This window comes from Pseudomonas sp. GL93 (assembly GCF_003408955.1).
Taxonomy (GTDB): Bacteria; Pseudomonadota; Gammaproteobacteria; order Pseudomonadales; family Pseudomonadaceae; genus Aquipseudomonas; species Aquipseudomonas paracarnis.
In genome coordinates, this window is sequence record NZ_NKRF01000032.1 from 1 (window position 1) to 14,473 (window position 14,473).

General features: G+C 60.2%; 12 protein-coding genes. 4 read left to right on the forward strand and 8 right to left on the reverse strand.

What is annotated here, in order from left to right; translation table 11 throughout:
- Window positions 1–328 precede the first annotated feature (328 nt).
- Window positions 329–1,414, forward strand: a complete 1,086-nt coding sequence (gene sfnG, locus CER19_RS05815; RefSeq protein ID WP_116665711.1) for a dimethylsulfone monooxygenase SfnG — start codon at window positions 329–331, stop codon at window positions 1,412–1,414.
- On the opposite strand, the gene CER19_RS05820 is transcribed toward sfnG, so the two are convergent.
- Entirely contained in the window at window positions 1,398–2,498 is a 1,101-nt protein-coding gene (locus tag CER19_RS05820; RefSeq protein WP_116665712.1) for a GNAT family N-acetyltransferase/peptidase C39 family protein, read from the reverse strand. The two genes, sfnG and CER19_RS05820, sit on opposite strands and share 17 nt — an antisense overlap.
- Window positions 2,499–2,592: 94 nt before the next feature.
- Between CER19_RS05820 and CER19_RS05825 the strand changes: the two genes are divergently transcribed.
- Together CER19_RS05825 and CER19_RS05830 are read left to right on the forward strand one after the other, a co-directional pair.
- A complete protein-coding gene (locus CER19_RS05825) occupies window positions 2,593–4,179 on the forward strand; it encodes a RimK family protein (protein WP_116665713.1) in 1,587 nt (528 codons plus the stop codon).
- Between the two features lie 274 nt (window positions 4,180–4,453).
- On the forward strand, window positions 4,454–5,494 hold the full coding sequence (locus CER19_RS05830; RefSeq protein WP_116665714.1) for a 2-oxoglutarate and iron-dependent oxygenase domain-containing protein: 1,041 nt from the start codon (window positions 4,454–4,456) through the stop codon (window positions 5,492–5,494).
- Between the two features lie 67 nt (window positions 5,495–5,561).
- Here the strand turns inward: CER19_RS05830 and map are convergent, their stop codons facing one another.
- Together map and CER19_RS05840 are read right to left on the reverse strand one after the other, a co-directional pair.
- The gene (gene map / locus CER19_RS05835) at window positions 5,562–6,344 is read right to left on the reverse strand and encodes a type I methionyl aminopeptidase (RefSeq protein WP_116665715.1); all 783 of its coding nucleotides are present in this window, start codon (window positions 6,342–6,344) and stop codon (window positions 5,562–5,564) included.
- Complete coding sequence (locus CER19_RS05840; RefSeq protein WP_116665716.1) at window positions 6,344–6,544, reverse strand: ParD-like family protein; 201 nt, start codon at window positions 6,542–6,544, stop codon at window positions 6,344–6,346. Before CER19_RS05840 ends, map begins: the two co-directional genes overlap by 1 nt.
- Before the next feature lie 369 nt (window positions 6,545–6,913).
- Between CER19_RS05840 and CER19_RS05845 the strand changes: the two genes are divergently transcribed.
- Window positions 6,914–7,183, forward strand: coding sequence for a DUF1652 domain-containing protein (locus tag CER19_RS05845; RefSeq protein ID WP_116665717.1), 270 nt, complete (start codon window positions 6,914–6,916; stop codon window positions 7,181–7,183).
- Between the two features lie 74 nt (window positions 7,184–7,257).
- Here the strand turns inward: CER19_RS05845 and CER19_RS05850 are convergent, their stop codons facing one another.
- The 5 genes from CER19_RS05850 to CER19_RS05870 all read right to left on the reverse strand — a co-directional run.
- Window positions 7,258–9,858: an autotransporter outer membrane beta-barrel domain-containing protein gene (locus CER19_RS05850; RefSeq protein ID WP_116665718.1), complete on the reverse strand. Its 2,601-nt coding sequence runs from the start codon at window positions 9,856–9,858 to the stop codon at window positions 7,258–7,260.
- A 144-nt stretch (window positions 9,859–10,002) separates the two neighbouring features.
- Window positions 10,003–10,941, reverse strand: coding sequence for a carbohydrate kinase (locus CER19_RS05855; RefSeq protein ID WP_116665719.1), 939 nt, complete (start codon window positions 10,939–10,941; stop codon window positions 10,003–10,005).
- Between the two features lie 12 nt (window positions 10,942–10,953).
- Window positions 10,954–12,435: a xylulokinase gene (xylB, locus tag CER19_RS05860; protein ID WP_116665720.1), complete on the reverse strand. Its 1,482-nt coding sequence runs from the start codon at window positions 12,433–12,435 to the stop codon at window positions 10,954–10,956.
- Window positions 12,436–12,570: 135 nt separating this feature from the next.
- A complete protein-coding gene (locus CER19_RS05865; protein WP_116665721.1) occupies window positions 12,571–14,052 on the reverse strand; it encodes a mannitol dehydrogenase family protein in 1,482 nt (493 codons plus the stop codon).
- Between the two features lie 18 nt (window positions 14,053–14,070).
- Window positions 14,071–14,473: TOBE domain-containing protein (locus CER19_RS05870; protein ID WP_116665722.1), on the reverse strand; the 403-nt coding region annotated here is incomplete at its 5' end.

The window sequence follows — 14,473 nt, forward strand, 5'->3', positions numbered from 1 at the left end:
GGATGGCGCGGGGGGGGTAAACCGGCAGGCCTGCCGGTTTACCCCCCAAATCCCTGCCGAATTCCGGCCAGCGTGGTTTGACGGGGCGCCTAAGATCAAAAGCAGATCAAGAGCTACTCGCTTCGCATCGTGGATACGTTTGACGGCGCCGGTCGCCACTGTTGCTCCAGCAACAGCAGATCCACAAATCACTGCGATACCAGACACTGGCAAGCCAACGCTTCAATCCCCCTTTTTGCGCCGTAACCCCCACGCTACGGGCATTTGCCTGCCCCTGGCACGCTTGCTGCCTAAGCACTGGTACATCCCTTGTGCGAGGTACCGTCCGATGAGTCAGCAAGCCGTGAAATTTGCCTATTGGGTACCCAACGTTAGCGGTGGGTTGGTCGTCAGCAAGATTGAACAACGCACCCACTGGGGCATCGAGTACAACCGCAAGCTGGCGCAACTGGCAGAGGCAGCCGGCTTTGAGTATGGCCTGACGCAAATTCGCTTCACCGCAGGTTACGGTGCCGAGAACCAGCATGAGTCCGTGGCGTTCAGCCATGCGTTGCTGGCGGCGACCACCACCCTCAAGGTCATCGCGGCGATCCTGCCCGGGCCGTGGCAACCGGCGTTGGCGGCCAAACAACTGGCGACTATCGACCAGCTCACCAACGGGCGCATTGCGGTGAATATCGTCAGTGGCTGGTTCAAGGGCGAATTCCAGGCGATCGGCGAACCCTGGCTGGAACACGACGAACGTTATCGCCGCTCCGAGGAATTTATCCGCGCCCTCAAAGGCATCTGGAGCCAGGACGATTTCACGTTCAAGGGCGACTTCTACCGCTTCAACAATTACAGCTTGAAACCCAAACCGCTCGGCCAGCCGGAAGTGTTCCAGGGCGGTAGCTCACGGGCGGCGCGGGACATGGCGGCACGCGTGTCGGATTGGTACTTCACCAACGGCAACACGCCCGAAGGCATCAAGGCCCAGGTTGACGACATTCGCACCAAGGCTGCAGCCAATCACCATTCGGTGAACGTGGGTGTAAACGCCTTTGTGATCGCCCGCGACACCGAAGAAGAAGCCCGCGCCGTACTCGCCGAAATCATCGAAAAAGCTGACCCCGAAGCGGTGAATGCGTTTGGCGATGCGGCCAAACAGGCGGGCAAGGCCTCACCGGAAGGCGAGGGCAACTGGGCCAAGTCCAGCTTTGAAGACCTGGTGCAATACAACGACGGCTTCAAGACCAACCTGATTGGCACGCCGCAGCAGATCGCCGAGCGCATCATTGCGCTCAAGGCCGTGGGCGTGGACCTGATACTGGCTGGCTTCCTGCATTTTCAGGAGGAAGTCGAATACTTCGGCCAACGCGTCTTGCCGCTGGTGCGCGAGCTGGAAGCCAAGGCCGGGGTCAGGCAGGTGGCTTAAACAGCACCACCGCCGCTCGCAATTGTTTGCTGCCAAAGCGGCACATGCGCTCGAACTCCCCATGGCTGACCGGCAGATGCTGGCAGTCCAGGGGCTGGCGATGCTGGCTGTGGCCCACGTCGGGGTCATGCAGGTAGACGAACTCTTCGTCGCAGTCGGTGACCATCACCCAGTGTGGCGACTTGGAACGGGTCAGGCGGTAGCTGCTGATCAGCACCAGCGGCTGCCCGCCGGCCTGCAATACCTGGGGTAGATCCAGGGCGCCGCCGAGTATCTGTTCGACATCGCTGCCGGCCAATTCCTCTTCAAACGCTTCGTGCACTAAGCGCATGACGTCCTTTTTGTGCGGGGCGCGCACGCCATCGAGAAACAACGGCCCGCGCACATTCACCTGCATACGCACCCGAAAACCCCGGCGCCAGGCCGCCAAAGCCAAGCCTTGCGGGCTGCAGCCGCCGTGGCCTGCGGTCATGAACACGGTGGTGGCTTCACGCCAGATCTGCAGTTCTTCGCGCCGCCCGGCCACGCGCCCAGGCAGCCACGCGCCCATGGCCATCAGCAGGCACGCGGCGCCACAGGTGAAGTCGGTGGTCTGTTGGTAATACGGTATGTTCTGGGGGCGTGCGACCTGGTGCTGGAGGATGCGTTTTTCCAGCCGAATAGCGGCGGTGTGATCCTCGTAATAGTTATTTATCAGCGCAAAGCGGCGATAGCCATTGCGCTCGTACATCGCCAGGGCACCGCGGTTGTCGATGCGCACCTCCAGGCGCAGGTAGGCGCAATCATGCTCCAGGGCGCAGGCCTCGATGCGCGTCAGCAATTGCTTGCCCAGGCCCATGCCGCGCGCATGTTCGGCGATGGCGATGGAGTACAGGCGCGCCAGTGAAGTGCCGCGATGGAACAACACCAGTGCATAACCGAGCAATTGCGCGTCGTTTTCCGCTACCAGTAACTGGCCATGGGCACGGCTGATCATCCACTGGAAACTGCGCGGTGAGAGCCGGTCGGTGGTGAAACAGTGGTGTTCCAGCGCGACCAATTGAGGCCCATCAGCGGGGGTTGCAACGCGAAAGGAAAGAGCCATATAACCGCCGTAAAAGTTACGTAACGAAACGGGACTTCTCTAAAAGATCGTGCTTAATAGAAAAGGTCGAGTTCTCTAAAGCGGATCAAATATTATGTCAGCGGTACAAGGTCATTGGCGTGAAGTATCCGAGCAAAACGTCGCGGCGACAATAACTTCCAGCGGTTATTTATCGGTCGCCACCAAAGCGTCCAAGCAAGTGGTGATCATTGTCGAACGCAAGGAAGATTGGGCCTCCTACTTTCCCAGCGAAGACATCGTGACGGCCCAGGAATACCTTGAGCAAACCCGTGAAAACGAGACGGGTAAACGTGTGCAGGTCATCAACCTGTGCCGCAGTTACAAGTACCTGGGCCATGGCTACTACTGCTCATTGCTGGCCGAAGCGCGCGGGCACAAGGTGATTCCGTCGGTGCGCACCATCAGTGAACTGACTAAAAAGTCGCTGTATGGTTTGTCACTGGACGACCTGGATAAAACCCTCGATAAAGCCCTGAGTCATCACCTTTACAGCAATACCGAAGGCTTTATCCTGACGCTTTATTTTGGTCGAACCAATATGGAACCGCTGCAAGAGTTGGCCCGCCAGTTATTTGAAATCTTTCCGTGCCCGATCTTGTTAGTTGAGTTTAGCAAACACAATGGCTGGCATATCGACGGGGTTAAGTCCGGCGTATTGCACAAGTTGCGTGATGACCAGGAAGACCAGTTCGCCCACGCCCTCGACAACTTCAGCCGCAAGATCTGGCGCCAGCCTCGCTCACGCCGCTTGGCGCGGTATGACCTGGCGATTCTTCACGACCCTCAGGAGCAACTGCCACCGTCCAATGCCCGCGCCCTGGAAAACTTTGTGCGGGTCGGCAAGGGCCTGGGCATCGATGTGGAGTTGATCGAGCGCAAGGACTATTCACGTCTGGCCGAGTACGACGCCTTACTGATCCGCGAGACCACCAGTGTCGACAACCACACCTACCGCTTCGCCAAAAAAGCCGAAAGCGAAGGCCTAGTGGTGATGGACGACCCGGCGTCGATCCTGCGGTGCACCAACAAGGTTTACCTCACCGACCTGCTCAACAGCCATCAACTGGGCATGCCCGCCACCGAGATTCTCTACAAGGAGCGACCGGAAGACTTCGAAAGGGTCGGCGAGCGCCTGGGCTTCCCGCTGGTGGTGAAGATCCCCGACGGTTGCTTCTCGCGCGGCGTGATCAAGGTGCAAAGCCAGGAAGCCCTGCTCAAGGCCACCGCCGAGTTGTTTGAACATTCGGTGCTGTTGCTGGCCCAGGAGTTTTTCTACACCGAGTACGACTGGCGCATCGGTGTGCTCAACCGCAAGCCGATCTTCGCGTGCCAGTACTTCATGTCCAAGGGCCATTGGCAGATTTATAATCACAAGGCTACCGGCCAGAACATCAACGGCGAATGCCGCACCCTGGCGGTCCATGAAGCGCCCAAGGCGGTGGTGGAACTGGCGGTAAAGACCGCCAACCTGATCGGCGACGGCCTCTACGGTGTTGACCTCAAGCAGTCCGGCGACAAAGTCGTGGTGATCGAGGTCAACGACAACCCCAACCTGGATGCGGGCATCGAAGACGCCTACTTGCAGGACGACCTGTATGGCTTGGTGCTGGAGGAGTTTGTGCGCCGCCTGGAGCTTAAGCGCCAGGGACAGGTGTGGTAACAATCAAGCAGATCGCCGAAACTCGCGGTTGCCAGGGCAGGAAGGCGAGCAACCTTTACCTGCCGTCGGACGGTTGATTCGATACCAGTAAAATCGACATCCGGTTATGTTCAGGTTGTCCGCCTGAGTCTATAAATACCGTTCCCAGATGGGAATATAACGACGTTCATGATTCAGGCTCGCAACGTTGGGCCTGAAGCAGTTCCGTTGATGGAGCAGTTCAGCGTCACATTTGTGAGTGCACGTCTCTTTAATGGATTTAAGGAGACACGACATGACTGACTTAATAACTTTTGCCCTGCCTGAAGCTGTAACTGATAGCAAGGCCGATCGCCAATTGGGCCGAGCGCTAATAGATGCGTGGCGCAAAGACGGTATTTTTCAGATCAGCATCCATGACGAACAGGACCAGAAGGTCAAGCGCGCCATGGCAGCCAGCAAGGCTTTTTTCAAACTGCCCCGGGAAGAGAAGTCGCGCTTAGTCAGCAGTCTTACCTATGCAGGGTATGTTGCTTCTGGCGAAGAGGTCACGGCTGGCGAGCAGGATCAATCGGAAATTTTCACCATTTGCAAAGATCTACCACTGGAGGATCAGCGCGTCGTAGACGGCTGGCCGTGCCACGGTCCCGTGCCATGGCCCAATGACGAATACCGCGACAGCATGAAAGCCTTCCTGGAGGAATTGGGTGACACGGGCGAAAAGTTGTTGAAGTTGGTGGCACTCGGACTGGGATTGGAAATAAATGCATTGACGCAGCTTAGCCAGGATGGCTGGCACCATATGCGTGTTCTGCGTTTCCCTGCCGAGTCGGCGCAAACCTGCCGAGGTATTGGGGCCCATACCGACTACGGCATGCTGGTGATCGCTACTCAGGATGAGGTGGGAGGTTTGTATATTCGCCCTCCGGTCGACGGTGAACATCGCAAGCGCAACTGGTTGCCTGACGAAAGCACTGCAGGTTTATTCGAAAACGACGAGCCCTGGACGTTCGTGAAACCGGTACCGCGCGTGTTCACAGTGTTTCCGGGTGATATTTTGCAATTCATGACCGATGGACTTCTGCTCTCGACGCCTCACAAGGTCAAGCTAAACTCACGTGAGCGTTTTGCCATGGCCTACTTTCACGAGCCGAGTTTCAGCGTTTCAGCCAAGCCATTACTCAGTCAGAGCCGTACTGAACGTATTCATTACGGCACACATTTCACCAACATGTTTATGCGTTGCTATCCGCAACGGATAACGACCCAGTGCATTCTCAAGGATAATCGCTTGAGCCATCTGGAAGGTATTAGTCTAGCCCACGCGCACCCTTGAGTTTGTTACTCTCCCGAGCGGGTAGGCCGCTCGGGAGACTTTTCAATGGCCGATCAGCGCCCATTGCTCAAGGTAGTGATTCCATCGGTTCTGCATCAGTTTGTTTTTGCAACGTGAGCACCTCAAACCCGTCCGCCGTCACTGCCACAGTATGTTCCCACTGCGCCGACAGACTGTTGTCCTTGGTCACCACCGTCCAGCCATCCTTGAGACTGCGCGTCTTGGCGCCGCCTTGGTTGAGCATGGGCTCCACGGTAAACACCATACCTTCGCGCAGAACGAGGCCGGTGCCAGGGCGGCCGAAGTGCAGGATCTGTGGCTCTTCATGCATCTGTTTGCCGATGCCATGGCCGCAGTATTCGCGCACCACGCTGTAGCCGTTGGCTTGCGCATGGGTCTGGATAGCATGGCCGATATCACCCAGGCGCGCGCCGGGCTTGACCTGACGGATACCGGCCCACATCGCCTCGAAGGTCATCTCCACCAGGCGCCTGGCCTTGGGCGTCACGTTGCCGATCATGTACATCTTGCTGGAGTCGGCAATGAAGCCGCCTTTTTCCAGGGTGATGTCGATGTTGATGATGTCGCCGTCCTTGAGCAATTGCTTGGCGCTGGGCATGCCGTGGCACACCACCTCGTTGATCGAGGTGTTGATGCAGAAGGGGTAGTCGTACTGCCCCAGGCTGGCAGGGCGGGCCTTGAGGTCGTTGCGGATGAAGGCTTCGACGGCGCTGTCCAGCTCCAGGGTAGAGCGGCCGGCGGCGACGAAGCCGTCGAGCATGTCGAAGACTTGCGCCAACAGGCGCCCGGCTTCACGCATGACGGCCAACTGTGCGGGAGTCTTGATCATCAGCTGCGCCCCCGGATCAGGTCGGGCTTGTCCAGCAACAACTTGTTGATCAGCTCGTTGTAGGGCAGGTGCGGGTTGAGTTCGGCGAGCAGGCCGATCTTGATCCAGAACTCGGCTTGGGCGTTGATGGAACGGTCCATGGCGGCGCTGGCCATGCGCAGTTGTTCGTGCAGCTGATCGGTGATCTTGACGATGCCCATGAGGTTCACTGTGTTTAATAGATATACAAATCGTATACGTTTCGTATGTTGAGCGCAAACCTGCTTCGGCTTAGCGGTGATGAGTTGATTGTTTGCGATATGTTGCCGAAAAAAAGCTTTTCACATAAGCGCTTGGCTCGATGCCGCGGGTTAAACGTTTAATCGCGGCGGTTCGACGATGATGTCAAGAGGGTGGCTTTCTTTAATATCAGGAAGCGGTTTGCTTATGAGGAATGGTTACAACCACGGCAGTTTTTGCCGAGTAGGCTTACTGATTGAAAGCGTCTTCCAGGGTTGGCAAGACGTGGCAGGCAAGTGCCTGTCGGATACATATAACTGTTGGCAGTCTCAAAAAAGGAGAGGTTAGCCATGCTTTCAGAACTAGAGCTTCGCAGCATTATTGAAGGAAGTTTCCTGCCTAAACGGTGCGAATGCACCAAGGCCGAAGATGCCTCGTTGACGATCAAGGTCTACGACGACCGCGACCGGGACCGGGTGGATTTGGAAGTCAAAGGTATACACCCTGACAAGCTCGACAGCAGTCGAGCGATTTGCAACCTGATCTCCGGGTTGCGTGAAGACCTCAAGCAAAGCCACGCACCGGTGCAGCGGCGCGCTGGTGGGCGCGGCTATCATTAATTGATCGCTTGAATGTAAGTCGACACCCTGTGGGCCTGGTATGTGCCAGGCCCAATGCTGACCAACCGTGCGCTTTACCAGCGTGCTCTCACGCCGGCAGTGCCGCTGATACCCTCAAAGTTATTGGCGTCCAGATGGGTTCCATACTTGCCCTCCATATACACGCTGAACGCGGACGACAATTGAGCCACCACACCGACGCCCATATCAGCCGTGGAGGACTTGTGATCGCTCTTGATCCGGTCCACCCCGTCGAACGTCACCGTGTCGCTACCGCCGAAGGTGTGCCAGACATTCGCCCGTACGTACGGCTCCACGGGTGTGTTGCTGACCAGATAGCGGCCCTTGAGGCGTGCGCCGATGCGGCCGGTCCAATATTCCTGGGAGTCGAAAGACACCTTGGAAATGCCATCGTGCTGACTATCCAGATCGATCTTCTGGCCGATGACCTGGGCCTGAGGTTCCACCTCCCAATGCTCGGACAGCCTGAACGGGTAGCCGGCCTCGGCGGATAACGCCAGGGCGTGGCCCTTGGTATCCATCTTCACCCCTCGGTCAGACTTGTTGTCGCCATCCAGGCGGGTACCCATGGCCACCAGGTCGACGTACCAACCGGTCGGATCGGTGAGTGTCCAGTAGGCGCCGAAGTTGTCGCCGTCGAGTTTGACTCGCCCGGAGCGATGGTTCTGCCAGCCCATTGCAAAGCCCTTCACGTCGCCGCGCAGGCGGCTCTGGCCGATAAAGAGGCCAAGGCGTTGCGTCTGCCCGCCGCTGGTTTCGGCGGCGTAAAGGTCATGGCCAACCTGATAGCCCTTGACCGTGCCGTCAAAACTCGGCGCCACGGTGCCCGACCAGCTTTTGTTGAAATCACTGCCATAGGCGCGGCCCCAACCTGCCGGCACTGCACCGGTCTCGGTCAGCAGGCTTTGCTCGCCCTGGCGTTCATGGAAGGTGCCCAGCGCCTGCAACGTCATCAGTTGCGCAGCGGGGATGTCCACGGAGTAGACCGGAACTTCCAGGCGATACAGAGGAATCGGCGCAGCACCCGCCACGGCGGTGGGAAGCACAGGGTTACTCGCCGCCGATTGCGGCGACGTGGCCGCGGCGACTTGGCTGGGCGGTGGCGCGGCAGGCTCGACCGGGGGCTGCGGTTGCGCAGTGGGCGGTTCCACAGAGGGCTCATCCGAATCCACTACAGGTGGAGTGGCGGTGATCGGCGGCACCGGCACCACCACGGGCGGTGTCGGCGGTACGGGTGGGACCGCCGGCGGTTGCACGGCCACCACCGAGGAACGAAGGAACCAGCTGTTTTCTGTAGTGGCGGTGGTGCCGCCCTTGAACAGCAGGTATTCATACGCCCCGGCGGAGACCGAGCCCTTCAAGGCAAACGCATCGTTGCTGCTGACGGCGCCGTTGAGTGCCTGGACCACTTCGATGCCGTTGTTCTGGGTCAGCCCGCCGATACCGCCGAGGTTGCTGACGCTCAGTTGGGTGTGACCGCTGATGTTGCCATCGGACACTACCAGCTTGTCGGTGGCCGAGTGCTCGTCACCCAGCACGGTTTGCAGGCGCAACTGGCCGTTGTTGCCTGCGTAGTTGCCATGCACCGTCAATACGCTGGTCGCGCTGTTGTCGGTGGTCATGTCGACGGTGCCGGCGTTATTGAGCGTCGCCAGTTGGCCAGCCGTATAGGGGCGGATGCCGCCTTGCGCCACGGCCAGGGTACTGCTGCCGTCGATGTTGAACGTGCCGGTATTGCTGCCACTGTCACCGAGGAAAAAATCCCCGGCCAGGTCCAGGCGCGAGTTGTGGGTGAGGTTGACGGTCTCCCAGCCGATATAGCGGGCCGCGGTGCTGGATGTTGTCGCGTCGAAGGTCAGTTGATCGTTGCCCAGGCCGCCATCGACGGAGGGCGTGGTGGCCAGCAGGCTTTCATTCAAGCCGCGCAGCAGGGCGGTGTCGTCACCATCGCCCATCAACACCGAGGACTTGATCTGCCCACCGTCAAGCCACCGGAAAGTGTCGTTGCCGACGCTGGCACGGATCTCACCACTGATCACGCCGCCACTCACGGTAATGCTGTCGTCACCACCGCTGGTGCTGATATTGCCGCCGATGCTGCCTGCGGAAATGATGATGGTGTCAGTATCAAAACCGGTGACCAGGTTGCCCAGAATGGCGCCTCCGGACATGTCATAGAGGTTCTTGTCCAGCTTCATATTCACTCGGCCAATGGTGCCACCGCTCTGGTAGGCCACATCGCCGTCCTCAAAGGCATCGACGATGGTGCCTCCCTCCATCCTGAAGGTGTCGAGCCCATCGCCCTGGAACAGCGCTTGTATTTGCCCACCCAGCATGACGAAGTCATCGATGCCGGCCCCTTGTTGCACCGCGCCGGTGATCTGGCCGGATTCGATGCGCACGGTATCCACGCCAGGGCCAAAGGTGACATTACCGTTGATGGTGCCGGTACCGCCCGCAGGAAGGGTCAGGCGGTTATCCCCGGAAAGGTCGGTAAGGCCGGGGCTGCTGCCGCTGTCGCACGTATAGGTATCGTTACCGGTACCCGGGGTGAGAACGCAGGCGGCGTGGGAGGGGTGAGGGTTCATGTACTGCAATGAGATGAGGCCGACAGCTAAAACGGCCCGGGTCGAGAAACCACTGGGCATTTGCATGGGTGTGTCCTAGGTTTGTTGTAATAACTGCTCCTGTTTTTGGGTTTAGCACAGTTTTTCAGTAGCGCAATTTTTTGTGCATGGCGTGCAGGCCACGGAATACGTGGCCTGCGTGATGGCACTTTGGGTTTTTTTCCGCCCAGCTCAACCCAATTGGTGACGATAGGGCAGGTCCGGGCCGGTCTTGCCGCAGGTCAGTGCGGCAGCCCGGATCGCGAAGCCCAGCATGGCGTCGATCTGCTCGCGGCTCAGGTTTTGCAGCCCGTCAATCGAGTCCAACTGCTGTTCCGTGAGCCACGCAATCAGCGCCGCCTGGAAGGTATCGCCGGCACCCACCGTATCGGCCATCACCACCTTGACCGCAGGTTGCGACCAACTGCCATGCTGGCGGCTGAACACCGACGCACCGTCGCCACCACGGGTGAGGAACACCAGTTGGCAGCGGTGTTGCAGCCAGCCTTGCAGCACGCTTTCCGGTGTCTGGTCGGGGTAGAGCAGGTGCAGGTCTTCGTCGCTGACCTTGATCAGGTCGGCGTGTTGCACCAGCTCTGCGACGCGTGCGCGCCACAGGTGGATATCGGGCTGCGGGTTAAGGCGCACGTTGGGGTCGAGGCTGATCAGGCGTTTGCCACTTTCACGCTTGACCAGGCTGAGCAGCGTGTCGCCAATCGGTTGCACCACCAGCGAAAACGAGCCCACATGCAGCCCGCGAATTTCATCGCCCAGGGGCGGCAGGTGCGTCAGTTGCAATTGCCGGTCGGCGCAGCCTTCGCCGCGAAAGCTGTACTGCGGCGAGCCATTGGCGCCCACCGCCACCATCGCCAGGGTGGTCGGCGCGTCGAACTCAACCAGAAAGCGTTCGCTGATACCTTCGTCTTTCAGCACCTGTTGCAAGCGCCGGCCGAGGTAATCGGTGGACAGGCCGGCGAAGAACCCCGACTCGATCCCCAGGCGGCGCAAACCCACCGCCACGTTGAACGGCGAGCCACCGGCAAGCGCCTTGTAGTTGAGCTTGGCGGCCTGCCCGCTGGCATCCTCCTCGCTGAAGAAATCAAACAGCGCTTCACCACACACCAGATACATAGTTGCTCGCTCTTAAAGGGTTGCCACGTGCTGTTGATAACGCTCATACGCCTGTTGATAGGCGCTGACATTGGCGGCCACGGGTAAGGTGCGGCTGGCCGGGTCAATGCTCACGCATTTGTCGCACAGGCTGGTCAGCGGTTCGCCGCTCTGGCACCACGCCGCCTGGATCGCCGCGCCCAGGGCGGCGGCCTCGCTCTGTTCGGTACACACCACTTCGGTGTGCATGATATCGGCGACCATTTGCCGCCACAGCGGGCTTTTCGAGCCGCCGCCGATCAGGCGGATGCTCTGGCTTTGCAGGCCGGTCTGGCGCAGCAGATCAAGGCCATAACGCAGGCCGAAGGTGGTGCCTTCGACCACCGCACGGCTTAGGTTGGCGCGGGTCAGGTTGGTCATGGTCAGGCCCAGCAGGCTGCCGGTGGCGTGGGGCAGGGCGGGCACGCGTTCGCCGTTGAGGAACGGCAACATGCTCACCCCATCGGCCCCGATCGGCGCCTGTTCGACAAGAGCGTTGAAGGCGTCGAGGTCCAGGTCGAACAGCTCGCGAATCACCCCGGTGGCGTTGGTCAGGTTCATGGTGCAGATCAGCGGCAGCCAGCCGCCGCTGGAGGAGCAGAAGGTCGCCACCGAGGCCTGGGGGCTGACGTTTGGCTGGTCGGCAAAGGCATACACGGTGCCCGATGAACCGAGACTCATGGTGATCACGCCGGGGGCGATATTGCCGGTGCCAATGGCGCCCATCATATTGTCGCCGCCGCCACTGGACACCACCGCGTTGGGGTTGATCCCCAGGCGCTCGGCAATGGCCGGCAGGATCGTGCCCACCGCTTGGTCGGCTTCGATCAGTGTCGGCAACGCGGCTTGCAGGCGGCCGGTGGGGTCGATGTGCTGGAGCAACGCCACATCCCATTCGCGGCGGCGCACGTTGAAGTATCCGGTGCCCGATGCATCGCCGTACTCGGCGCAGGCGCGGCCGGTGAGCCAGTAGTTGAGGTAGTCGTGGGGCAGCAGGATATGGGCAATGCGTGCGAAGACGTCGGGATGCTGCTCGCGGGTCCAGAGCAACTTGGACACGGTGTAACCCGGGGCGATGGCCACGCCCAGGCGTTCCAGGGAACCGCGTTCGCCACCCAGATGCTGCAGCAGCCGGTCGTTCTCCGGTGTGGTTTCGGTGTCGCACCACAACTTGGCCGGGCGCAGCACTTCACCTTGTTCGTCCAGCAACACCAGGCCGTGCTGCTGGCCGGACACGCCGATGCCAAGGATGTCCTGGCCGTCCACCCCGGCTTGTTGCAGGGCGCGGTGGGTGGCTGCGGTGAAGGCGTCCAGCCACTCCTGGGTATGTTGTTCGCGGCGGCCATTGGCGCCGCTGATCAAAGTGTGCGCGGCGGCGCCCAGGCCCAGCACCTTGCCGCTGGACGCATCGAGGACGATGGCCTTGGTGCCTTGAGTGCCGCAGTCGATTCCGAGGAACAGGTTTTGCTGGGTCATGATGGAGTGCTCAGCATTATTATTGGGTTGAACATACGGTCGATGTGGGAGCTGGCTTGCCTGCGATAGCGGTAGTCCAGTCAACCCTGTGGTGACTGCCGGACCGCTATCGCAGGCAAGCCAGCTCCCACATGTTTAATCCGGTTTGTTCAGGAGGTTTTGCAGTGTGGCTGTGACGCCTTTGTCGCGCAGGCTTCCATAGCAACGCTCGAACGCTGCCACAAACGCCGCCGACTTGGGAATAGCCGTGCCAAAAATCTCTTCCACCCCCAGCAAGCGCTGGCTGACCAGTGTGTCATCACTCACCAGCCCCTGGCAGAACTCGGCCCTTGGATCGGGGATCTTGTAGCTCACGCCGTTCTCATCCACGCCCTTCAAATACAAGGCCCAGGCCGCCACTACCAGCGCTGCACGCTCGGTCTCGCGGCCGTCGGCAATCAGGCGGTTGATGGTCGGCACGGTGAACTTGGGAAACTTCGACGAACCATCGGAACACACGCGCTCCAACTGGTCGGCAATCGCCTGGTTGGAAAAACGCTCCACCAGGGTCTGCTTGTATTCGGTCAGGTCGATCCCGGGGACCGGCGCCAGGTTCGGCGTGACGTCCAGGTCCATGTAGGCGCGCATGTACGCCACGAACACGGGGTCGTTCATGGTCTCGTGAACGAACCGATAGCCTTTGAGGAACCCCAGGTAAGTCAGGGCCAGGTGGCTGCCGTTGAGCAGGCCGATCTTCATTTCTTCGTAAGGCGTGACGTCATCGGTGAACTGTACGCCGACCTTTTCCCAGGCCGGGCGTCCGTTGACAAATTTGTCTTCCAGCACCCACTGCACAAACGGCTCGCACACCACCGGCCAGGCATCGTCGATCCCGTGCTGGTCATGCAGTTGCAGGCGGTGAGCCGTGCTGGTCATTGGCGTGATGCGGTCAACCATGGCATTCGGGAAGCTCACGTTGGCCTTGATCCAGTCATGCAGCCCGGCGTCGTGCAGGGCGGCGAAGGCCAGCAAGGCCTTGCGGGTGACGGCGCCGTTGTGGGGCAGGTTATCGCAGGACATTACCGTGAAGGCCGGGGTGCCCGTTGCGCGGCGCTGGGTCAGCGCCGCGCAGATAAAACCGAACACGGTTTTCGGTGCCCTCGGGTACGCCAGGTCATGCTGGATCTGGGGCAGGTGGGCCATGAACTCGCCGTTACTGTCGTCGATGCAGTAGCCGCCTTCGGTGATCGTCAGCGAGACGATGCGGATCTGTGGGCTGGCGAGCTTATCGATCAGCGCTTGCGCGCCGTCTTCGGCCAGCAGCATGTCACTGATCGAGCCGATCACGCGCACTTGCGTGTCGTCGGTGTCGCCCAGTTCATACAGGGTGAATAAATAATCCTGGCCGGCCAGGTCATCGCGGGCCTTGCGGTCTTCACTGCGCAGGCCGACGCCGCAGATGCTCCAGTCCAGGCCCTCGCCGGTGTTCATCAGGGCATCGGTGTAAAACGCCTGGTGCGCACGGTGGAAACCGCCGACGCCAATGTGCGCGATGCCCTGGCGGGTGTCGGCAAGTGCGTAGGTCGGCACCTGCACTTCGGGCGCCAGTCGGGTGAGGTTGGCTTTATTCAATTTCATCTGGAAATACTCGCGAAATCAGGCGGCAGCGCGCAGTGGACGGGCCACGGCCACGCCATCGGTGTCGAACAAATGGCAGTGCGCCGGGTCCAGGTGCAGTTGCAGCGTCTCGCCGTATTGGCTGGCCATGTCGCCACGGATACGCATGGTCAGCGGTTCGCCGTTGCGGGTGATGACGTGGCAGAAGGTGTCGCTGCCCAGGCGCTCGCCGACGTCGGCGGTGACGGTCAGGGTGGTTTGCCCAGGTGTGGCCATTTCCAGGTGCTCGGGACGAATGCCCAGGGTCACTGCGCTGCCCACGCTCAGGCTGGCGCCGCTCAGCGGCAGGCTGATCAGGGTGCCGGCCTCCAGTTGCACCTCGCAGCCTTGGCTGTCGACGCGGGTGACCTGGCCCTTGAGGAAGCCCATCTTCGGCGTGCCG